The organism is Aeromonas sp. 600479, assembly GCF_049175515.1.
GTDB lineage: Bacteria > Pseudomonadota > Gammaproteobacteria > Enterobacterales > Aeromonadaceae > Aeromonas > Aeromonas veronii_A.
In genome coordinates this window covers 209,515-229,853 of sequence record NZ_JAAKVF010000002.1, presented here as the reverse complement: position 1 = coordinate 229,853, position 20,339 = coordinate 209,515, and the positions used below count along the sequence as shown (strand labels likewise).

The window sequence follows — 20,339 nt, the reverse complement described above, 5'->3', positions numbered from 1 at the left end:
GGCTGATTCTATCAAAGGTTTCACGAGATATGGGATTTAAAAGACACACAAATCTGATGCTTGTCCCATATATGAACAAAACGCAGGCCGGGTAAACCCGGCCTGTCGTCGCAGGATCAGAACCCTTTCACCCCGGTCATGTCGGGCAACTGGTGAGCAATCCCCTTGTGACAGTCGATACAGGTACTTTCACCACTGGCCAGATTGGTAGAGTGCATCTTGGCAGCACGCTGCCCCTGCAGGGAGAAGTCCATGTACTCGAAGTTGTGGCAGTTGCGGCACTCGCGCGAATCAGTCTCTTTCATCCGCTGCCACTCCCGCTCCGCCATCTCGCGCCGGTGCGACTCGAACTTCTCACGGGTATCCACCTTGCCGGTGATCATGCCCCACAGCTCCTTGGAAGCCTGAACCTTGCGGATGATCTTGTAGGTCCACTCATGGGGCACGTGGCAATCCGGGCAGCTGGCCCGTACACCGGAGCGGTTGGCGTAGTGGATGGTATCGCGATACTCCTCGAACACATTGTCTTTCATCTCGTGACAGCTGGTACAGAAGGCCTCGGTATTAGACGCTTCCATGGCGGTGTTGAAACCACCCCAGAAAATCACGCCGCCGAAGAAGCCCATCAGCAGAATGACCCAGAGAGCCGCCTTCGACGGTGACTTGAAGGTGGTCCACAGACGCTGCACAAAACCGGGTAATTTCATCTATGGGCTCCTTAGTTCAGCGCTTCAACAGGCTTGAAGGTATTTTCCACCAAGGGCTTGGCATCTGTTTGCGGCACGTGGCACTGCAAGCAGAAGTAACGACGGGGGGAGACTTCACCCAGCGTCATGCCATCGCGGGTCTCGAAGTGAGTCGGGCTGATCTTGGGTGCCTTCATGGCGCTGGCATTCTTGAAGCTGTGGCAGGCCAGGCACTTGTTGACCTTGGTATCCACTTCGTAGTTGCGAATGTCGTGGGGGATCAGCGGCGGCTGATGCATGTACTGGCGGTCGTAGGGCGCGCCATCCTTGCGGAAGTTTTTCAGCGGCGCAGCGGTGGAATCGGTCACCAGATCGGTGGCGCCCCGCTCGGACTTGAGGCCACCGGTACTGTTGGTGATCTCGGGGGCCGCTGCCATCAAGGATCCCGCCATCAGGCAGGCCAGCATTGCTCCAATCAGCTTTTTCATTATTTGTTCTCCGACGTTTTTTCTGCCTTGACGGCAAAACCTACAGTGATTTCAAAAACTTGTTCCGCGCAGACATCGATGCAGCGGCCACAGTTGGTACACTCCTGAGCCGCAATCAAGGGCTCGTGACCTCGCTTGGCACCATGAACAGGCCCGCGCAGGATGGGACGCTCCGGGCAGACCGCATAACAATCCATGCAGTTGTTGCACCGCTCGCGCCCCTTGGCAGAAATCTTGATAAATCCGACCCGATTGACCAGGGCATAGAAAGCCCCCACTGGACAGAGATGACCACACCAGCCCCGCTCAACCACGAAAAGATCGAACAGGAACAGCGCCACCAGCAGAGCCCAGCCCGCCCCCATGCCAAACAGCAGACCGCGCATGGCCAAGGACACAGGATTGACCAACTCCCACGCCATCACCCCGACCACCGCTGGCACCACCAGCACCATGGCCAGCAGCCAGTAGCGGGTCGCACGGCTGAACTGGCCATTGCCCTTGAGGCCAAGTCGCCCCCTGAGCCAAGCTGCGGCATCCGTGATGAGGTTGACCGGACAGACCCAGGAGCAGAACACCCTCCCCCCGACCAGCCAGTAACCGGCCAACACAATGGCAGCACCCAGCCAGAGGGTGGTGAGGGGCCAGTGGCCCGCCGCCAGCGACTGCAACAGCGTGAGGGGATCGGTCAGCGGCACCGTCTCCAGCAACAGCGAGCTGGAGAGGTTGCCCTTGAGGATCCAGATGCCCGCCAGCGGCCCCAGCAAAAACAGCCCGAGCACGCTGAACTGACTCAGCCGACGCAGCAACAGGAAGCGGTGGGAACGCCACCAACCCAGTTTGATGCGAGCCTCTTCCCCCGGATAACGACTCATAACCCCTCCGGTTTGCGGGTGGGCAGGGTGAGCCTGTCGCCGATGAGCGACTTGTTCCCCGCCTTGGCCTTCTCTTCCCAGCCGAGCCGGTAGTGATGACCCAGCTCACCTTTGGCGAGCTGGCGTGGCGCCACCTTGATGGCTGCCTCCTCCAGCACGCAGGCATGCTCGCACTTGCCACAGCCGGTACAGACATCGCTGTGTACCGTGGGCAGGAACATGGCGTGTTTGCCGGTACGCTGGTTATGCTGCAGCTCAAGAGTGATCGCCTTGTCAATCAGCGGGCAGACCCGATAACAGACATCGCAGCGCAGACCCAGATAGTTGAGACAGGTCTCGTGATCGATGAGCACTGCCACCCCCATCCGGGCCTGATCGATGTCGGTCATCTGCTGATCCAGCGCCCCGCTCGGACAGGCCACCACGCAAGGGATGTCATCACACATCTCGCAGGGCACGGCACGCGCCTTGAAATAGGGGGTGCCAGTGGTCACAGGGTCAAACAGCCGGGCGAGCTTGAGAGTGTCGTAGGGGCACGCCTCGACGCAGAGCCCGCAACGCACGCAGGCGCTGAGGAACTCTGTTTCATCGAGAGCGGCGGGCGGGCGCAGCGCCTGGGCAGGCACAGCTTGCGCCTGCTGGCGGGCCACGCCACCGAGCCCCACGCCAAGCAGGCCCACACCGCAGGCCCCCTTGGCCATGTCGGCCAGAAACTGGCGACGACTACGACTCATCTCGCACTCCCCCGCCTTAAGCCTTCATCACCTTGACGGCGCACTTCTTGTAATCGGTCTCTTTCGAGAGCGGATCGGTGGCATCCAGGGTCAGCTTGTTGACCAGCTGGCTGGCATCAAAGAAGGGCATGAAGACCAGTCCTTTCGGCGGACGGTTGCGACCACGGGTCTCGACACGGGTCTTCACCTCGCCACGGCGGGAGGAGACAATCACCTCTTCACCACGGCGCACGCCGCGAGCCTTGGCATCGTCCGGGTGCATGAAGAGCACCGCATCCGGGAAGGCGCGATAGAGTTCGGGCACCCGACGGGTCATGGTGCCGGTGTGCCAATGCTCCAGCACGCGACCGGTGGAGAGCCACAGATCGTACTCTTTATCGGGCGACTCGGCGGCGGGCTCGAACGGCAGGGCGAAGATGACCGCCTTGCCATCGGGCTTGCCATAGAAGCGCACTCCCTCGCCCGCTTTCACATAGGGGTCGAACCCTTCGCGATAGCGCCACAGGGTCTCTTTGCCATCTACCACAGGCCAGCGCAGACCGCGCGCTTCGTGGTACTGATCGAACGGTGCCAGATCGTGACCGTGGCCACGACCGAAGGTGGCGTACTCCTCGAACAAGCCCTTCTGGACGTAGAACCCGAAGTGCTCGGCTTCGTCGTTCAGCATCCCCTTGCTCTGCTCTTTCGGGAACTGGTTGACCTGACCGTTGGCATAGAGCACATCAAACAGGGTCTTTCCCTTCACTTCCGGCATCTTGGCAATCAGCTCAGCTGGCCACACCTCTTCCACCTTGAAGCGCTTGGAGAACTCCATCAGCTGCCACAGGTCGGACTTGGCCCCTTCTGGTGCCTTCACCTGCTGGTGCCAGAACTGGGTGCGGCGCTCTGCGTTGCCGTAGGCACCCTCTTTCTCCACCCACATGGCGGTGGGCAGGATGAGGTCAGCGGCCTGGGCGGTAACAGTCGGGTACGGGTCAGAGACCACGATGAAGTTGCGCGGGTCGCGATAGCCAGGCAGGCGATCGGTATTCATGTTGGGGCCGGCCTGCATGTTGTTGTTGCACATCACCCAGTAGGCGTTGAGCTTGCCATCTTTGAGCATGCGATCCTGCAGCACGGCGTGGTAACCCACCTGCTCCGGGATGGTGCCTTCCGGCAGTTTCCAGATCTGCTCGGCGATGGCGCGATGCTTGGGATCGGTCACCACCATGTCGGCCGGCAGACGGTGGGCAAAGGTGCCCACTTCCCGAGCGGTACCGCATGCAGAAGGCTGACCGGTCAGGGAGAAGGGGCCAGAGCCCGGCTCGGAGATCTTGCCGGTCAGCAGGTGGATGTTGTAGCAGAGGTTGTTGGCCCAGACACCGCGAGTATGCTGGTTGAAACCCATGGTCCAGTAAGAGACCACCTTCTTGTTCGGATCGGCATAAAGCTGTGCCAGCTTCTCGAGCTTGTCCTTGGGTACGCCAGAGAGCTTGGAGACGGACTCCAGATCGTAATCCGCCACGAACTTGGCGAATTCCTCGAAGGTCATCGGAGTGGCATCGCCGCTGTCCGGGTTCTTCGCTTTCTGCTGCAGCGGATCGGTCGGACGCAGACCGTAACCGATGTCGGTGGCACCTTTCTTGAACACGGTGTGCTTGTTGACGAAGTCCCAGTTCACCTTGTCGTTCTGGATGATGTAGTTGGCGACATAGTTGAGGATCGCCAGATCGGTCTGGGGGGTAAATACAATGCCGTTGTCCGCTAGTTCGAAGCTGCGGTGCTCAAAGGTCGAGAGCACGTGCACCTGCACGTCCGGGTTGGAGAGACGGCGATCAGACATCCGCGACCAGAGGATGGGGTGCATCTCGGCCATGTTGGAGCCCCACAGCACGAACGCATCGGCCTGCTCGATATCGTCGTAGCAGCCCATCGGTTCATCCATACCGAAGGTACGCATGAAGCCGACAACCGCAGATGCCATGCAGTGGCGGGCATTGGGGTCAATGTTGTTGGAGCGGAAACCGGCCTTCATCAGCTTGGCGGCGGCATAGCCTTCCCAGACTGTCCACTGGCCGGAGCCGAACATGCCGACAGCGGTCGGCCCCTTCTCTTTCAGAGTTGCCTTGAACTTCTCGGCCATGATGTCGAACGCCTGATCCCAGCTGATGGGGGCGAAGTCGCCATCCTTGTCGAACTGGCCGTTCTTCATCCGCAACATCGGCTGGGTCAGGCGATCCTGGCCGTACATGATCTTGGAGAGGAAGTAGCCCTTGATGCAGTTGAGGCCACGGTTGACCGGTGCATCGGGGTCGCCCTGAGTCGCCACGACCCGACCATCCTGAGAGCCCACCAGCACGGAACAGCCGGTACCGCAGAAGCGGCAGGGAGCCTTATCCCAATGGATGGCAGTCTTGTCGGTACTGGTGATGAGATTGGCTGCCAGCGTGGGGGCACTGACACCGGCCACGGCAGCAGCAGCTGCTACCGCGTTGGCCTTCATAAAGTCGCGTCGACTCAGCTTCATGGCATATCCTCACATTGCTTATCGCGTAATAGTTGTCGAATCTGTCGAACGGGAGCCAGCCATCAGCGGTAGAGGGCACGCCCGGCATCCCATCACTCTTTTCAGTGATCGCCCAGTTCATCGAACTGGTGGTAAATCAGGGCGGCTGAGAGCACACCCGGCATCGCCTGTATCGCATCAATGGCCGCCATGATCGGTCGCTGACTCGGACCTTCCAGGGTCACGACCAGCTTGCCCTCGTCACTGACGGCGTGGATCTCGGCCCCTTCCAAGGCGCCAATCTGCCCGGCGAGCTGATGGCGCAAGGGGGGCTGGGTCAGCACCACCAGACTCGATACATGGAACTCCTGATCCATTGTGGCTTCTGTGTCACACGGCTTCTGACTCATTCTGACTCCTGCTTGAGGGTGTACTGGCTCGCACCACCGGATGGGGCGGCTCGCCCGTCGACCTTGATGCTGCCAACCGGACAATCCTGCACACAGGCGCCGCAGCCGTTACAGCGATCCGGCTCGACCGTCGGGGTGGGCACGCGCCCCAGCACCGGAATAAAGCGAATGGCATTGGGCTCGCAGCTGTCCTGACAGCGCTGGCAGAACACCTGACCATTGGCCAGACAGTTGGCTTCGATATGGGCCTTATAGTGCCAGGGGGACTCGCTGGTCAGGCGAAACAGGGGCACCTTGCAGACCGTGACGCACTCGGTGCAGAAGGTGCACTCGCCACGCTGGAAATCGACCACCGGAAAACCGCCCTCGCCATTCACCAGGATCTGCTCCGGACAGGCGGCCAGACAATCCCCGCAGCGGGTGCAGTCGGCGACAAATGCCGACCAGTTGACTGACCAGGGCAACTGCACCGGCGGTTCGGCGGTTCTCAGCCGCCCCCGGAACAGGCCGCGGCGGGCAAGATCGATCTCATCCGGCATGTTGACTCCTGTTCTGGTGAAGAAGGGGACAGTGCGAGTCCATGATTGGCATTCTTGATACCAATTATAAGAGTGGGTGTATATTGCGGCCCTGACAAGGTAAGGGATATACCACCAGGGAGATAAACAGGGGGGATTCTTGCGCCAGATCAAAGCCTTGCAGCGCAATAAAAATGGAGGTATCGGTTAAAATACCTCCATGTGAGGATTGCTATTTAATCGTTGGCGATTTTTTGCGGTTATCCGCCGATCGAGGCGAGATGAGGAGTGATGCCGGCATTGCCCTCATGGAGACGATGGGTGGCACTCTTGCCCGCCAGTGCCGCGCGAATGCGCTGTTGCAGCTCATCAGATTGCCCATCTGCGCCGAGCAGATCCCGCAGGTCAATGCCGTTGTCGCCAAACAGGCAAAGATGCAGCTTCCCCAGCGAGGAGACCCGCAGCCGGTTGCAACCGGCACAGAAATCCTTGCTATAGGGCATGATGAGCCCCACCCCACCTTGCGAATCAGGGTGCATAAAGACCTGCGCCGGACCGTCATCCGTGCCCCGCAACTGCTGCACCCAGCCGCTATCCAGCAAGCGCTGTTTGATCTGTTCGCCGCTGACATGGTGGTCACGAAACAGGGTATCCATCTCGCCGGTCTGCATCAGCTCGATAAAGCGCAGCTCGATGGGCCTGTGCCTGATCCAGCCCAGAAAGGCATCGAGCTGGTAGTCGTTGAGCCCCTTGAGCAGCACCGCATTGATCTTCACCGATTTGAAACCGGCGGCCAGTGCTGCTTCGATCCCCTCCATCACTTCGGCCAGCTTGTTCTCACCGGTGATCTGGTGAAACTGGCGCGGGTCGAGACTGTCGACACTGACATTCAGCGCATTGAGTCCTGCATCAAACCACTCCTGAGCCCGCTCCTTGAGGCGATAGCCGTTGGTAGTCATGGCGACCTTCTCGATACCCGGGGTAGAGGCAATCACCCTGACGATCTCGGTGAAATCGCGGCGCAGGGAGGGCTCGCCCCCCGTGATGCGCACCTTGCGGGTGCCCATGGCGGCAAAACCGCTGACCACACGGCGGATCTCGTCAATCGAGAGAAAGGGTTGACGCCCCGCTTTGTGACCTTCCGGGGGGCGATAGCCGTCAGGCAGGCAATAGGTGCAACGGAAATTGCACACATCGGTCACTGACAGACGCAAATAGTAAAAACGACGGGAAAAACCATCTTCAAGTGGCAACATAAACACCTTTCCAAATACGGGAGGCCAGGGCATTTCTTTCCTGACCCTTACAGCTCGAACGTCGGCTGACGGCTGGTTTCCCCCTATCGCTAGGACTTAGGCAAAACCGCTCGGAGTTCATCTAGTTTTTCGATGCTAACACAAGTTGGAGTACACTCCCACGCATCTTGCGGGGTCTTTATCACTATCCAGAGGTGCGCATCAGTATGGGAAAACGGTTCAGGGTCCATTCGGTCAGCAGTGCCATTGGCCGCGCCATGGTGTTGATCCTCTTCATGGCCAGCCTGATCGCGCTGGTCGCCATGGTCACCCTCTTCTACTCGGTACCCGATGCCAAGGCGATCAACCTCTCCGGTTCGCTGCGGATGCAGGCCTACCGGATGGCCTACGAAATCGAGCGGGGCGACAGCGTGCTGGGGCGCCTCTCCCAGTTTGAAGAGACACTTCATGCTGCGGAGCTACAGGAGACCCAACGCTGGATCACACCTGCCTCTCTGCGTCGCACCTATGGCGAGGTGCTCAGCCAATGGGAAGTAATGCGCCAGCACATTGAGGATCGTACCCCCAGACGCTACACCGATAACACCGAGCAGTTTGTGGCGGCCATCGACAATTTCGTCAATCAGATGCAATACCACGTGGAATTCAAGGTGCGGATGCTGGCACTTGCGGAGGGGCTCGGCCTGCTCGCCATCATCACCATCGCCTGGTTCACGGTGCGCTTCACCCGCCAGCAGGTGGTCGCCCCCCTAAACCAGCTGGTCTACTGCGCCCGCCAAATCCAGCGGCAGGATTTCGATCTTAAGCTGCCCGCCCACGGCGAAAACGAGCTGGGGGAGCTGTCGCGCGCCTTCGTCACCATGGCCGACGAGCTGGGCAAGCTCTATCGGGAGCTGGAAAACAAGGTGGAAGAGAAAACCGCCAAGCTGCAACAGGCCAATGACACCCTCTCGTTTCTCTACTCGACCGCCCAGAAGCTGCACGCTGCTCCACTCAGTACCCGTACCCTCATCAAACTGCTGGACCGCGCCGCCGCCCACCAGCATATCGACCATATCCGGCTGACCCGCTTCGAACACAACGCCATGCCGGTCTACATCTCGGGGCGCACCGGCTGGCCCGGCGATCTCGATGCGGTCGCCAGCTTCTATCTACAGATGGATGAACAGGAGTTCGGCCGCCTCGACATCATCAGTCAGCACCCTATCGACGAACGGTTGATCAAAAACTTCACTATGCTGCTGGCCCAAGTGCTGCACAAAGATCAGACCCTGCTGCAACAGCAACGACTGCTGTTGATGGAGGAGCGGGCGGTGATCGCACGAGAACTGCACGACTCGCTGGCGCAGGCCCTCTCCTATCTCAAGATCCAGTCCACCCTGCTCAAGCGCTCTTACGCCAAGGGGCAGCATGATAAGGCGCAGGAGGCGATGCTGCAGATCGACGAGGGGCTCAGCAATGCCTATACCCAATTGCGCGAGCTGCTCGGGACTTTCCGCCTCACCATAGGGGATGCCAATCTGGGGGAAGCAATCCGGGTAATGCTCGATCAGCTACAGCCCCAGACCCAGGCCGAGATCCGGTTCCATTACGGACTGGCCGACAACGACCTGGAGGCAGGCCAGCATATCCACATTTTGCAGCTGATCCGTGAGGCAGTACTCAATGCCATCAAACACGCCAACGCGCAAGTGATTGATGTTAGCTGTGAGACCCTCGCCAGTGGTAACATTGAGGTTCAAATTTCAGATGACGGTGTCGGGATCGGACTCGCCAGCTCGGCGATCAACCATTACGGTTTGAGCATCATGAACGAGCGAGCAAGCAAACTGCATGGACTGTTGACCATCAGCGAACAGCAGCCACAAGGCACCCGCGTGCATCTGACCTTTCCCACCAGTCTAACGAGAGACGCCTGATGGACGAGATGAAATACACTGTTCTGGTCGTAGACGACCATCCCCTCATGCGCAAAGGGATTGTGCAGCTGCTGGCTCTGGAAGATAACATGGAAGTGACCGGTGAAGCCTCCAACGGCACAGACGCCGTGGCACTGGCCAAAGAGTCCGAGCCGGATCTGATCCTGCTCGATCTCAACATGAAGGGGCTCTCCGGCCTCGACACCCTCAAGGCGCTGCGCGCTGAGGAGATCACCTCCCGGGTAGTGATCCTCACCGTATCCGATGCCCGTCAGGATGTGGTGGCCCTGCTCAAGGCGGGTGCCGATGGCTACCTGCTCAAGGATACCGAGCCTGACCTGCTGCTGGCCCAACTGGCAGACGTGATGACCGGCAAGCAGATCCTGAGCGAACCGCTGCGCCCCTATCTCGAAAACATCTACGAGCTGGATCACCTGCAGCAGAAGCTGGAAAGCTTAACGCGTCGCGAAATGCAAATCCTGCGCGAAATTGCAAAAGGCCTCTCCAACAAACAGGTCGCCTCGGTACTCCATATCTCCGAGGGAACGGTCAAGGTTCACGTGAAGAGCCTGCTGAAGAAACTCGAGGCGCAAAGCCGCGTGGAAGCGGCTGTCATGTATCTGGAGCAGCGCAACTAAGCGCCCTCAACCGCCCGAAAAGCCACCCTCCGGTGGCTTTTTTCATTCTCTGGCACAGTCGCTGCATTGTCATATTCAGCAACTACTCAATGGAGGATGGAACATGAAACTACAACCTTTGGCACTGTTCCCCTTGCCTTCCCACATACTGCCGGGCGGCAAGCTTCCTCTGCGTCTGTTCGAGCCACGCCACCTGCAGATGCTCAAGGAGTCATTCATCAACGATCAGGGCTTTGGCATCGTGATGGAAGAGTCGACCACCTCGGGACAATCCGGCCGCATTCTGCCGGTGGGCACCCGGGTCAAGGTGACTGACTTCTACACCCTCAATGATGGCCTGCTGGGGGTGACGGTGCTAGGACTGGAGCGCTTCTGTATCCACGAGATGGAAACAGACGAGATGGGCCTGCGCCGCGCCAAGGTGGAGATGCTGCCCAACTGGCCGAGCACCCACTCCGATTTCAACGACAAGCTGCTGGTCAATCGCCTGCGGGAAGTGTTCGAGCAGTATCCGGAGCTTGATGAACTCTATCCGGACAAACGCTTTGAAGATGCCGCCTGGCTCTGCCAACGCTGGCTCGAGATATTGCCGATGCCGATTTATGAAAAGCAGATGCTGATTGCCAAACAAAACAGCGAAGCGGCCCGTAAATTTCTGCATCGCCTGATTTCACAATGACAAAAACAGCGTTGCAAAATGCAATTATTCCAAGAATGAAAATTTGAAATTCGCATTTTGCGAGTAAGTAGGAACGCAGAACGCCATAACAAGAGAGAGCCGCTGCGCTGAACGGCCAAAATTGAACACAAAAGAGTCCCAAGAAAGTTGGCACAGATTTTTCATGTAGATTGATACAACCCGATTTATCCCGTGCTCTCTTCAGTATTTGCTGAAGAACTGGTCAACCCACAAAGTTGACCATTTTTTTTATCCGCGCGTCGGTAACCGCTGACCAAAGTGACGCTTTAAACACTCCCTCAGCCGCGACAAGGTGATGGGTTTGGCGAGAAAATCATCCATCCCCTGTTCCAAACAGCACGCCTTGTCCTCCGCCATGGCATTGGCGGTCAATGCAATGATGGGCATGGTGTAACCAAGCTCACGCAATCGTCTCGTCGCCTCCAGTCCATCCATCAGCGGCATCCGCATATCCATCAGGATCAGATCAGGTTGCTGCTCATCCACCTGCGCCAGCGCCTCCAGACCATTGGCAGCCAGCCGTACCTTGCCCACCAGTTTTTGCAGCATCAGCGATACCACCAGCTGATTTACCGGGCTGTCCTCCACCACTAGTACGTCCAGTGGCAACAAGGGCTGATCACTCTCCTCTCGCAGGGGTTGGCAATGGCAAGGCAGTGCCATGCCCGGCAGCTCGAACCAGAAACAGCTTCCCTTGCCCGGCTCACTCTTCAGGTGGATCTCTCCCCCCATAAGCGTCACCAGACGCTTGCTGATGGCAAGACCCAGGCCGGTACCGGAAAAGCGGCGAGTCGCAGAATTATCAACCTGGGAGAAGGGCTCAAACAAGGTGGGTAGATCTGCCCTGGCGATCCCTATCCCGGTATCGGAGACAGAGACCCGCAACCTCTCATCCTGCCAGCCCAGATGTAGATTAACCTCCCCCTGCTCGGTAAATTTGAGGGCGTTGTCCAGCAGATTGCCCATCACCTGAGAAAGGCGCATCGGATCCCCCTGCAACTCGGCAGGGACAGCCTCATCTACCCGATAGTTCAGTGCAATCCCCTTGGATTCAGCACGACTCTGCAAAGGGTCAATAATGGACTGGCATAACTGGATCGGTTGCAGGGTCTCGCAGCGAAACACCAGGGTTTGCGACTCGATTTTCGAAAAATCGAGCACGTCATCGATGATGGTCTGTAGCAATCGCGCCGAGTGGGTTGCGTGGCGTAGCAGTTGCTTCTGCTCGGGAGCCAGCTCGGCGTGCAGCACCAGGTCGAGCATCCCCAGCACTGCATTCATGGGGGAGCGGATCTCGTGGGTCATCATGGCGAGAAACTGGGATTTGGCACGGTTGGCCGCTTCTGCATCATCCCGTGCGCGGGCCAGCTCCTCTTCACGGCGGATCTGGTGGCTGATATCACGTGCGGTACCACGATATCCGGTAAAAGTCCCTTCATGATCAAAACAGGGTTCGGCACTCACCTCCATCCAGCGTGGGCCATCGAGCATCGCAACCTGCATGCGTACAGCCCGGACCGGTTTACGCTTCTCCAATAGTTCAAGATATACCTGTGACTCGGTGCTCTGCTTGTTGCAAACATAGTCATAGAGGGTTGGCCGGGTCGCCAGCGGGGTCATATCGTCAAGGTAACCTGGCTCGGAAGCATAGCTGAGCCGATGTTCGGCATCCGTCTCCCAGAACCAGTCGGAGGCCATGGCGGCAAAACTGCGAAAACGGCGTTCACTGGCCTGCAGCGCCTCGGTTTTCACTGCGACCTGTTCTTGCAAACGGGCCCGATAGGTGATGTTGACCAATGCCTGGGCGATAAGCGGACGGCAACGCTCCATGGCAGCCTTGCTGGTGAGATCAAATGTGCCCGCCCGGGCGTGGCGGCAGATGAGGGTGGCGGTAAAACCGGGAGCCTGCAGCCCGGTCAGCATTACGCTGGACCAGCCCGGCTCGCTAGCCAGCGGCGCCAGCTCAGGCAGCTGGGAAGGATCGTAAATCACCAGAGTTTCACCCGCTATGGCGCGGGCAAATGCCGGGGTCATGAGCCAGTTGCGGGCAGAGCGCATCGGCTCGGTACTGAGGTGGGTAACGCCTTGCTCGCCACTCCAGGCCACCACATCTGCGTGCTCAAAGCCGATAAAGGGTTTGAGCACTTGAATAAGGCTCTCCAGCACCTGCTCCAGCGTTTTGGCATCAGCTAATGTAGCTACCCCTTTCAACAGGGTATGGGATTCATGGCGATACTTGGCCTCGCGCTCACGACAACGCATAAGGTCGACCAGAGTCGTCTGCAGTTTGTCACCAAGCGCTTCCAGTTCACTGTTGCCAATCATCTTGTATCCTGCTCTGCTCAACTGGTCAGAAAGATCACACTCGATACCATCAGATTGCCATGGGCGAGCTCACCATGAGGCAAGCGCCCCTGTTCACCGAATGTAAAGGGAGTAATAAACGGAACTTTGCCAAGACGTGCCTGACTTTGTTCAACAAACTGGCACAACATATCACCTAGCGCCAAACGGCAACCAGCACAAAAGATAATAAGCGCGCCTATCGGCAGCAGCTCGGCATCGACACCATAGGCAGGTTCGATCCGAATAGCGTTAAGGCTGCGCTGCAACAGCCCCTCCTGGCTGCTGTACATCAGCAGCAGGCGCTCCCCTTGCACCACATCGGTAAAAAGCCGCAGCCCCCCCTGTTCGGTCACCGCCTCGGGATGGGAGAGCTTGTAGTAAGGAATGCCATCAAGAGCCCCCACCTGACGGGCCAGCGGGGTGAGCGTGGTCTCCCGCAAAATCGCCCCCACCGGCCAGGACTGCTCGCGCCCGCACCATCGGGCATAGACCTCAGCGGCGGGCAGGTGATCGATGGTGAGTACCTCCCGCCCATCACAGGCGGTGATCTCGCCGCTGAACTCGGCAGGCACGTAACCGGAGTGAAACTGAAAGGCCAGCTGGCAATCGGGGTAAAGCACCGCCAGACCGATCCCATCCTGAGTCACCGCATCATCCCAGCAAAGCTGCCAGTCACCGCTGACGCTGCTATCAGCCGCCGAGCCCCCGACCACCGGCACCGAGGCTCCGAGTTCGGCCTCGATACCGGCCAACAGTCCTTCCTCCTTGCCGGGACTGGCGTGAAACAGGATCAGCTGGGGCAGCTCGCCCGGTCGACCACAGTCGCTCATGGCTCGGCGCAGCAACTGCCGCACATCCACCCCGTCACCGCTGGCACCGGCTACCCCGAATGCCCCTTTCTCATCGTACAGGGCAGCAACGGCCAGCCCATATCCATCTCGGGCATGGTGTCCCATCTCGGTCATGACGCCACCGCAAGAGCTGCACCCAAGCAGGCGGGTCGTCGGGAACTGGCCTTTGAGCGCGTCGCGCAGTATCGCCCCGTCATGGGCTTGGGTAAAATAGAGTAACAGCAGGGAGGGGGCCTGATCGGCATGGTGCCGCAGCTGCGCGCAGATATCTTGGGCCGCCAGCGATGAATTCTGGGCGAGGGAGTGAACGGTCAGAAATTTCAACACCATCTCCTTGTTTTATCGAATGGCAGCCTCAAGCAAAAATCATACCTTTATCAAACAATTATCTCGCTTCGCTTGCTAACATAGCGGTCAACTGAGACCAATAACAGGACGCCCATATGTGGCAAAAAAACATCAATGACTTCGATCGGGTCGTTGCCATCGGTGGTGGCCACGGCATGGGGCGAGTGCTTTCGTCCCTCTCGTTTCTCGGTCAACGGCTCACCGGCATCGTCGCCACCACAGATGATGGTGGCTCGACCGGACGCCTGCGCAAGAGTCAGGAGTGCATCGCCTGGGGCGATCTGCGCAACTGCCTGAACCAGCTGGTGACCGATCCCAGCATCGGCAGCCTGTTGTTCGAGTACCGCTTCGCCGGCAAAGGCGAGCTGGCGGGCCACAACCTTGGCAACCTGATGCTGCTGGCGCTCGATAATCTCTGTGTCCGTCCTCTTGATGCTATCAAGCTGATCAGTGACATGCTCAAAATCGAGTCACAATTGCTACCCATGTCTGAATTTCCCACAGATCTCTGCGCCCATATGGAGTGTGGCACCCAGATCCTGGGAGAGGTATCCATCGATCAACTTGCAACACCGCCCCTCTCTCTCGGCCTGATGCCGGAGGTGCAAGCGACCCGCGAAGCGGTGCTGGCATTGCAGCAGGCGGACATGATCATTCTTGGGCCGGGCAGTTTTCTCACCTCCATCATGCCGCCACTGCTGCTGGCCGAGATCGCCCAGGCCATCAACGAGAGCAGCGCCATGCTGGTTTTCGTTTGCAATCTGGTGGCGGAAAACGGCCCTGCCAGCCAGCTGGATCTGATGAGTCAGTGTCGCTGGCTGGAATCCCGAGTCGGTCAGGGTCGGCTGGATGCCATCCTGGCCCCACAGGGCGCAGGTGATGCGGGGGACTGGCAAGGGCGAGTGATCGAAGCCGAGCTGGGCGAGCTTGAGCTGCCCCATCGGCACGATCGGTTGAAGCTGAAACTGGCGCTGGACCGGATCATCCAGCAACTGCTCAACCAGCGTTAGGCAACGGTCACGGCGCCCCGGCATCCCTGCATGGTGCCGTTACTGATAATCGGCAAGAAACGCGAGCACCTGAGGCAAGGAGGCCTCAAGCATTTGCAACTGGCGCTCTGCCTCGGCCACATCCGCCTGCTTGCTGGCCATCTCAAGTGCCATCACCTGCTGATAGCTCGGCATGGCGCCGTAGCTGCCACAGGATGATTTCATGCTGTGCGCCACCCGAGCCAGCGCCTCCCACTCCCCCTGCTCATAGAGGGGCCTGAGCTGACTCAGCTGCTCGCCCACCTCTTCAATAAAGACTGCGATGACCACGGGCAGCATATCCGGACCGATATCCTCTGCCAGCTGCTGCAACACCTTGCGATCCACCCACTCCATGCGAGGCTCCTCCTGAACGGTATTCAAACAGACCATACTATAGATAGTTTTCGATGTCGTGGCTCACGACCAAGCAGTGAGGGAGCACCCGATTGGATGGCTCAGGGAATAAAGTGGCAAAAAATGTGATCAGTATCGAAATAGCGATGCTGAAACGCCCCTCAAGACAACAACTTGATTGCCACAAATTAACAATTGATAAACAATCAATGCCGTCAGAGTGATGATGCTCAGCAACACCTCTCATCCCTTTTGCCTTTTATGGCTGCTGCGAAGAACCAGGGTAGGTATCTACCCTGGTATTTTTTTATCTTGCCCAAGCGCAACCCGATTGGTCGCCACCCGCTCCCCCATGCGAAACAGATTGAATTCGCCGGGCGCCATTTTGACCCAATTCTCATTGCCGGTCAGCGGACGGGTGGTGATCAGGGTCACCACATCGTTGGGGGTGGTCTCGCTTTGAAAGTCGATCACCACCTCCTCATCCAGCAGGCTCGCCTCGCCAAATGGCGCACAACGGGTCAGCCAATGCAGGTTGTTGGTGCAGTAGCTCATCACATACTCCCCGTCCGAGAGCAGCATGTTGAATACCCCGAACGCTCTGAGCTCGTCACACAAGGTGGCGAGATAGCGAAACATGGCGGGAAAGTTGGCCGGACGCTTGGGATATTTTTGCTCCAGCCGGTCGAGCAGCCAGCAGAAGGCGTGCTCGCTGTCGGTATCCCCTACCGGACGGTGGCGACCGGTTGGCAGCTTCTTGTAACCGGTCAGCTGACCGTTGTGAGCGAAGGTCCAGTAACGGCCCCACAGCTCACGGGTAAAGGGGTGGGTATTTTCCAGCGACACGCAGCCACGGTTGGCCTGCCGAATGTGGCTGACCACGGCGCAGCTCTTGATGGGCAGCGCCTGTACCAGTCTGGCGATGGGAGATTGGGCACTGGGCTCGGGATCCTTGAAGGTGCGAAAGCCCTTCCCCTCGTAGAAGGTGATCCCCCAGCCATCCTTGTGGGGCCCTGTCTTGCCGCCGCGCAGCATCAACCCGGTAAAGCTGAAGCAGATATCGGTCGGCACATTGGCACTCATGCCGAGCAGTTCGCACATATCCGGCAGACTCCTTTCATGATTTGGCTTGTGTCATGTTCGACCAGCACACTGGTTCGACAGACAGCAGGGGAAAGCGCAATTCCTTCCCCTGTGGCAGCAACCGGTCGATGACAAACCATTAACCTGTGATGCCCTTGTCCGGTAGCGTGGCCTGATTACTTGGCCATCTCTTTTTCGACCAGCTGGATCAGGATGTGGATCACCTTGATGTGCACTTCCTGAATACGGTCGGCATAGCCAAAGTGCGGAACCCGGATCTCGACATCCGCCAGGCCTGCCATCTTGCCGCCATCCTTGCCGGTCAGGGCGATCACTTTCATCCCTTTGGCGCGGGCAGCCTCGATGGCTTTCAGGATATTGCCGGAGTTGCCGCTGGTGGAGATACCAAGCAGCACGTCGCCACGGCGGCCGACCGCTTCTACGTAACGGGAGAAGACATAGTCATAGCCAAAGTCGTTGGAGACGCAGGAGAGGTGGCTCGGATCGGAGATGGCGATACCGGCGTAACCCGGGCGGTTCTCGCGATAGCGACCGGTCAGCTCTTCGGCAAAGTGCATGGCGTCACAGTGGGAACCACCGTTGCCACAAGAGAGCACCTTGCCCTCTTCCTTGAAAGAGTCAGCCAGCAGTTTGGCGGCCGCTTCGATGTTTTTCAGGTTCTGCTCATCAGCCAGGAAGGCCTGCAGCACGCTGGCAGCTTCGGTCAGTTCATTGCGGATCAATTCTTGGTACATGATGTCTCTTCCACTGTTTTTAGTGTGCGTGTAGATCGCGGCTATTCTCGCACAAGCGAATCGCACAGTCGCCCCCCTGCGAGCCACAGCGCTGGCGGCGCGTGAGCGTTATGGGGATCACAGAGAGAAGGTAATGAAGATGTAAACAGCTTGATAACTTTGTGCATATGAATTACAACAGGGGCCATATCCAACAGGTCAGACCTCTGGATGAGTTACACCAAGTTGGCACATTTATACACGCAAGGAGCAAGCAATGACGACGACCCTCACTCTGCTCGGGGTGATCCTGGTTATCGGAGCCCTGGCCTATCGCCGGGCATCCCTGTTCATCTCCACCCTGGTCACCGGCGCCGCCCTGGCGCTTGGCGCCATCTATGGTCATGTGCCCTTGCTGGTATGGGCGCTGTTCGCGGTGATCGCCATCCCGCTCAATCTGGTGGAGTTTCGCCGCAATCAAATAACCAAGCCGCTGTTCAAGATCTACAAATCGATCATGCCGGAGATGTCCCGCACCGAAAAAGAGGCGATTGAAGCGGGCACCACCTGGTGGGAAGCCGACCTGTTCGCGGGCAACCCGGACTGGAAAAAGCTGCACGCCATCCCGGTCAGCACCCTATCTGCCGAAGAGCAGGCCTTTATGGATGGTCCGGTCGAGGAAGTGTGCCGCATGGTGAGCGACTGGGAAGTGACCCACGAGCGCGCGGATCTCTCCCCCGAGGTGTGGCAATACCTGAAGGACAACAAGTTCTTCGCGATGATCATCAAGAAGAAATATGGCGGTCTGGAGTTCTCGGCCTACGCCCAGTCCTGCGTCCTGCAAAAACTGTGCGGCGCCAGCGCCGTGCTCGCCTCCACCGTCGGCGTGCCCAACTCGCTGGGCCCGGGCGAACTGCTGCAGCACTATGGCACCGACGAGCAGAAAGATTACTACCTGCCCCGCCTGGCGGTAGGTAAAGAGATCCCCTGCTTCGCCCTGACCAGCCCGGAAGCGGGTTCTGACGCCGGCTCCATCCCCGACTTCGGTATCGTCTGCAAGGGTGAGTGGGAAGGAAAAGAGGTGCTCGGTATGCGCCTCACCTGGAACAAGCGCTACATCACGCTCGCCCCTATCGCCACCGTCTTGGGTCTCGCCTTCAAACTGCGTGATCCGGAACACCTGTTGGGGGATGAGGAAGAGCTTGGCATCACCTGCGCCCTCATTCCCACTCACATCAAGGGGGTCGGCATCGGCCGTCGCCACTTCCCGCTCAACGTGCCGTTCCAGAACGGCCCGACCCAGGGCAAGGATGTGTTCGTCCCGCTCGATTTCATCATCGGTGGCCCGGCCATGGCTGGTCAGGGCTGGCGCATGCTGGTCGAGTGTCTGTCGGTTGGCCGCGGTATCACATTGCCCTCCAACAGCACAGGTGGCGTCAAGATGCTGGCCCTGGCAAGCGGCGCCTACAGCCGCATCCGTCGCCAGTTCAAGCTGCCCATCGGCAAGATGGAAGGGATTGAAGAGCCGCTGGCCCGCATCGGTGGCAACGCCTACATCATGGGCGCCGCAGCCAACCTGACCGTGACCGGCATCGACCTTGGCGAGAAGCCCTCGGTCATCTCCGCCATCGTCAAATACCACCTCACCGACCGTGCCCAGAAGTGCATCATCGATGCCATGGACATCCACGGCGGCAAGGCCATCTGCATGGGCCCCAACAACTATCTGGCCCGCGGCTATCAGGGTGCCCCCATCGCCGTGACGGTGGAAGGGGCCAACATCCTGACCCGCAGCATGATCATCTACGGTCAGGGCGCTATCCGCTGCCACCCGTATGTACTGCCGGAGATGCTGGCCGCCAGCCATCCCGACAAGGAGCAGGCGCTGAAAGATTTCGACAAGGCGGTATTCAGCCACGTCGGCTTTGCCATCAGCAACCTGGTACGCAGCTTCTGGCTCGGTATCACCGGCGCCCGCTTTGCCGCGGCCCCTTACAAGGATCAGACCAAGGGCTACTACCAGCAGCTCTCCCGCCTCTCGGCCAACCTGGCGTTCCTGTCAGACATGGCGATGGGCACCCTGGGTGGCGAGCTCAAGCGCAAGGAGCGGGTCTCCGCCCGCCTTGGCGACGTATTGAGCCAGCTTTATCTGGCCTCCAGCGCCCTCAAGCGCTATCAGGACGAGGGACGCCAGCAGGCCGACCTGCCGCTGCTGCACTGGGCACTGCAAGATGCCATGTTCAAGGCACAAGAAGCGATCGACGAGCTGCTGCGCAACTTCCCGAACCGCTGGATTGGCCTTGCCCTGCGCGCCGTGGTATTGCCGCTGGGTCGTGACCTGAACCGTCCGTGCGACAAGCTGGACCAGCAAGTGGCCCGTCTGCTGCAAACCCCGAGCGAGACCCGCAGCCGCCTGGCCAAGGGCCAATACCTGACTCGCGAAGAGGGCAACCCCTTCGGTCTGCTGGAGCAAGCGCTCGATGACGTGCTGGCCGCCGAGCCGCTGTTCGAGAAAGTCTGCAAGAGCGATGGTATCAAGCGTCCCTTCATGGCGCTGGACAAGGTGGCCGACATGGGTCTGGCCGCTGGCGTACTGACCCAGAGCGAAGCCGAGCTGCTGCGCCGCGCCGAGGTAAGTCGCCTGCGCACCATCAACGTCGATGATTTTGACCCCATCGATCTGGTGGCCAACAAGAAGCTGTTTGAAGCCTCCGCTTACCATCACGCGGCCTGATAACCAGCTATCGACAACGCCTCCCTTGTGGAGGCGTTTTTTATGGGCGCTCACCACTTTTCACGACCCCCGCAGCCACCACTTGCACTCACAGCTCCCCCGACCAGCTGCGGGCCCCGTGTGGTCAGCCGGGAAAAAAGGCACAATAG

General features: G+C 59.0%; 18 protein-coding genes and 1 riboswitch. Of the genes, 5 read left to right on the top strand and 13 right to left on the bottom strand.

What is annotated here, in order from left to right:
* Window positions 1–116: 116 nt before the first annotated feature.
* The 8 genes from G5149_RS03775 to moaA form a co-directional block, all read right to left on the bottom strand.
* Window positions 117–707 carry a cytochrome c3 family protein gene (locus tag G5149_RS03775; RefSeq protein WP_421211643.1) on the bottom strand — a complete coding sequence of 197 codons (591 nt, stop codon included), beginning with the start codon at window positions 705–707 and terminating at the stop codon, window positions 117–119.
* 11 nt (window positions 708–718) lie between these two features.
* Window positions 719–1,174, bottom strand: coding sequence for a nitrate reductase cytochrome c-type subunit (locus tag G5149_RS03770; RefSeq protein WP_421211642.1), 456 nt, complete (start codon window positions 1,172–1,174; stop codon window positions 719–721).
* A complete protein-coding gene (gene napH / locus G5149_RS03765) occupies window positions 1,174–2,049 on the bottom strand; it encodes a quinol dehydrogenase ferredoxin subunit NapH (protein ID WP_421211640.1) in 876 nt (291 codons plus the stop codon). The genes G5149_RS03770 and napH overlap by 1 nt, the downstream gene beginning before the upstream one ends.
* Window positions 2,046–2,783, bottom strand: coding sequence for a ferredoxin-type protein NapG (gene napG / locus G5149_RS03760; protein ID WP_201907395.1), 738 nt, complete (start codon window positions 2,781–2,783; stop codon window positions 2,046–2,048). The genes napH and napG overlap by 4 nt, the downstream gene beginning before the upstream one ends.
* Window positions 2,784–2,799: 16 nt before the next feature.
* A complete protein-coding gene (gene napA, locus G5149_RS03755) occupies window positions 2,800–5,289 on the bottom strand; it encodes a nitrate reductase catalytic subunit NapA (protein WP_421211639.1) in 2,490 nt (829 codons plus the stop codon).
* Window positions 5,290–5,390: 101 nt separating this feature from the next.
* Window positions 5,391–5,645 carry a chaperone NapD gene (locus G5149_RS03750; protein ID WP_041234405.1) on the bottom strand — a complete coding sequence of 85 codons (255 nt, stop codon included), beginning with the start codon at window positions 5,643–5,645 and terminating at the stop codon, window positions 5,391–5,393.
* 29 nt (window positions 5,646–5,674) lie between these two features.
* Window positions 5,675–6,217, bottom strand: a complete 543-nt coding sequence (gene napF, locus G5149_RS03745) for a ferredoxin-type protein NapF (protein ID WP_201907391.1) — start codon at window positions 6,215–6,217, stop codon at window positions 5,675–5,677.
* Window positions 6,218–6,456: 239 nt separating this feature from the next.
* Window positions 6,457–7,452 (bottom strand): GTP 3',8-cyclase MoaA, encoded by a 996-nt coding sequence (moaA, locus tag G5149_RS03740; RefSeq protein ID WP_337072676.1) that lies wholly within the window; start codon window positions 7,450–7,452, stop codon window positions 6,457–6,459.
* Window positions 7,440–7,580, bottom strand: a riboswitch (molybdenum cofactor riboswitch). Its footprint overlaps the gene before it by 13 nt.
* Before the next feature lie 78 nt (window positions 7,581–7,658).
* On the opposite strand from moaA, the gene narQ reads away from it, so the two are divergent.
* The 3 genes from narQ (at window position 7,659) to G5149_RS03725 (ending at window position 10,688) form a co-directional block, all read left to right on the top strand.
* A complete protein-coding gene (gene narQ / locus G5149_RS03735; protein ID WP_337072675.1) occupies window positions 7,659–9,371 on the top strand; it encodes a nitrate/nitrite two-component system sensor histidine kinase NarQ in 1,713 nt (570 codons plus the stop codon).
* Complete coding sequence (gene narL, locus G5149_RS03730; protein ID WP_216979212.1) at window positions 9,371–10,009, top strand: two-component system response regulator NarL; 639 nt, start codon at window positions 9,371–9,373, stop codon at window positions 10,007–10,009. Before narQ ends, narL begins: the two co-directional genes overlap by 1 nt.
* A 103-nt stretch (window positions 10,010–10,112) precedes the next feature.
* Window positions 10,113–10,688: an LON peptidase substrate-binding domain-containing protein gene (locus G5149_RS03725; protein ID WP_005334473.1), complete on the top strand. Its 576-nt coding sequence runs from the start codon at window positions 10,113–10,115 to the stop codon at window positions 10,686–10,688.
* A 249-nt stretch (window positions 10,689–10,937) separates the two neighbouring features.
* On the opposite strand, the gene G5149_RS03720 is transcribed toward G5149_RS03725, so the two are convergent.
* Both G5149_RS03720 and G5149_RS03715 read right to left on the bottom strand, forming a co-directional pair.
* Window positions 10,938–13,034 carry an ATP-binding protein gene (locus tag G5149_RS03720; protein ID WP_216979213.1) on the bottom strand — a complete coding sequence of 699 codons (2,097 nt, stop codon included), beginning with the start codon at window positions 13,032–13,034 and terminating at the stop codon, window positions 10,938–10,940.
* A gap of 17 nt (window positions 13,035–13,051) precedes the next feature.
* Entirely contained in the window at window positions 13,052–14,236 is a 1,185-nt protein-coding gene (locus tag G5149_RS03715; protein WP_216979214.1) for an FIST signal transduction protein, read from the bottom strand.
* Window positions 14,237–14,349: 113 nt separating this feature from the next.
* On the opposite strand from G5149_RS03715, the gene G5149_RS03710 reads away from it, so the two are divergent.
* On the top strand, window positions 14,350–15,264 hold the full coding sequence (locus G5149_RS03710; RefSeq protein WP_047438497.1) for a gluconeogenesis factor YvcK family protein: 915 nt from the start codon (window positions 14,350–14,352) through the stop codon (window positions 15,262–15,264).
* A 39-nt stretch (window positions 15,265–15,303) separates the two neighbouring features.
* Here G5149_RS03710 and G5149_RS03705 read toward each other — a convergent pair whose 3' ends face one another.
* The 3 genes from G5149_RS03705 to lpcA all read right to left on the bottom strand — a co-directional run bounded on the left by G5149_RS03705 (window position 15,304) and on the right by lpcA (window position 17,477).
* Window positions 15,304–15,639, bottom strand: coding sequence for an Hpt domain-containing protein (locus tag G5149_RS03705; protein ID WP_337072673.1), 336 nt, complete (start codon window positions 15,637–15,639; stop codon window positions 15,304–15,306).
* 291 nt (window positions 15,640–15,930) lie between these two features.
* On the bottom strand, window positions 15,931–16,740 hold the full coding sequence (locus G5149_RS03700) for a class II glutamine amidotransferase (RefSeq protein WP_113739126.1): 810 nt from the start codon (window positions 16,738–16,740) through the stop codon (window positions 15,931–15,933).
* 158 nt (window positions 16,741–16,898) lie between these two features.
* A complete protein-coding gene (lpcA, locus tag G5149_RS03695; protein ID WP_005334485.1) occupies window positions 16,899–17,477 on the bottom strand; it encodes a D-sedoheptulose 7-phosphate isomerase in 579 nt (192 codons plus the stop codon).
* A gap of 256 nt (window positions 17,478–17,733) precedes the next feature.
* Here lpcA and fadE point away from each other — a divergent pair, with 256 nt between their 5' ends.
* On the top strand, window positions 17,734–20,190 hold the full coding sequence (gene fadE, locus G5149_RS03690; RefSeq protein WP_337072672.1) for an acyl-CoA dehydrogenase FadE: 2,457 nt from the start codon (window positions 17,734–17,736) through the stop codon (window positions 20,188–20,190).
* Window positions 20,191–20,339: the final 149 nt, after the last annotated feature.

Coding starts and splice junctions, on each gene's coding strand:
- G5149_RS03770 (WP_421211642.1), bottom strand. CDS start 1,174: ATGAAAAAGCTGATTGGAGCAATGCTGGCCTGCCTGATGGCGGGATCC.
- G5149_RS03710 (WP_047438497.1), top strand. CDS start 14,350: ATGTGGCAAAAAAACATCAATGACTTCGATCGGGTCGTTGCCATCGGT.
- G5149_RS03715 (WP_216979214.1), bottom strand. CDS start 14,236: ATGGTGTTGAAATTTCTGACCGTTCACTCCCTCGCCCAGAATTCATCG.
- napH (WP_421211640.1), bottom strand. CDS start 2,049: ATGAGTCGTTATCCGGGGGAAGAGGCTCGCATCAAACTGGGTTGGTGG.
- narL (WP_216979212.1), top strand. CDS start 9,371: ATGGACGAGATGAAATACACTGTTCTGGTCGTAGACGACCATCCCCTC.
- G5149_RS03750 (WP_041234405.1), bottom strand. CDS start 5,645: ATGGATCAGGAGTTCCATGTATCGAGTCTGGTGGTGCTGACCCAGCCC.
- napA (WP_421211639.1), bottom strand. CDS start 5,289: ATGAAGCTGAGTCGACGCGACTTTATGAAGGCCAACGCGGTAGCAGCT.
- napF (WP_201907391.1), bottom strand. CDS start 6,217: ATGCCGGATGAGATCGATCTTGCCCGCCGCGGCCTGTTCCGGGGGCGG.
- G5149_RS03720 (WP_216979213.1), bottom strand. CDS start 13,034: ATGATTGGCAACAGTGAACTGGAAGCGCTTGGTGACAAACTGCAGACG.
- G5149_RS03700 (WP_113739126.1), bottom strand. CDS start 16,740: ATGTGCGAACTGCTCGGCATGAGTGCCAATGTGCCGACCGATATCTGC.
- lpcA (WP_005334485.1), bottom strand. CDS start 17,477: ATGTACCAAGAATTGATCCGCAATGAACTGACCGAAGCTGCCAGCGTG.
- fadE (WP_337072672.1), top strand. CDS start 17,734: ATGACGACGACCCTCACTCTGCTCGGGGTGATCCTGGTTATCGGAGCC.
- G5149_RS03725 (WP_005334473.1), top strand. CDS start 10,113: ATGAAACTACAACCTTTGGCACTGTTCCCCTTGCCTTCCCACATACTG.
- G5149_RS03775 (WP_421211643.1), bottom strand. CDS start 707: ATGAAATTACCCGGTTTTGTGCAGCGTCTGTGGACCACCTTCAAGTCA.
- napG (WP_201907395.1), bottom strand. CDS start 2,783: ATGAGTCGTAGTCGTCGCCAGTTTCTGGCCGACATGGCCAAGGGGGCC.
- narQ (WP_337072675.1), top strand. CDS start 7,659: ATGGGAAAACGGTTCAGGGTCCATTCGGTCAGCAGTGCCATTGGCCGC.
- moaA (WP_337072676.1), bottom strand. CDS start 7,452: ATGTTGCCACTTGAAGATGGTTTTTCCCGTCGTTTTTACTATTTGCGT.
- G5149_RS03705 (WP_337072673.1), bottom strand. CDS start 15,639: ATGGAGTGGGTGGATCGCAAGGTGTTGCAGCAGCTGGCAGAGGATATC.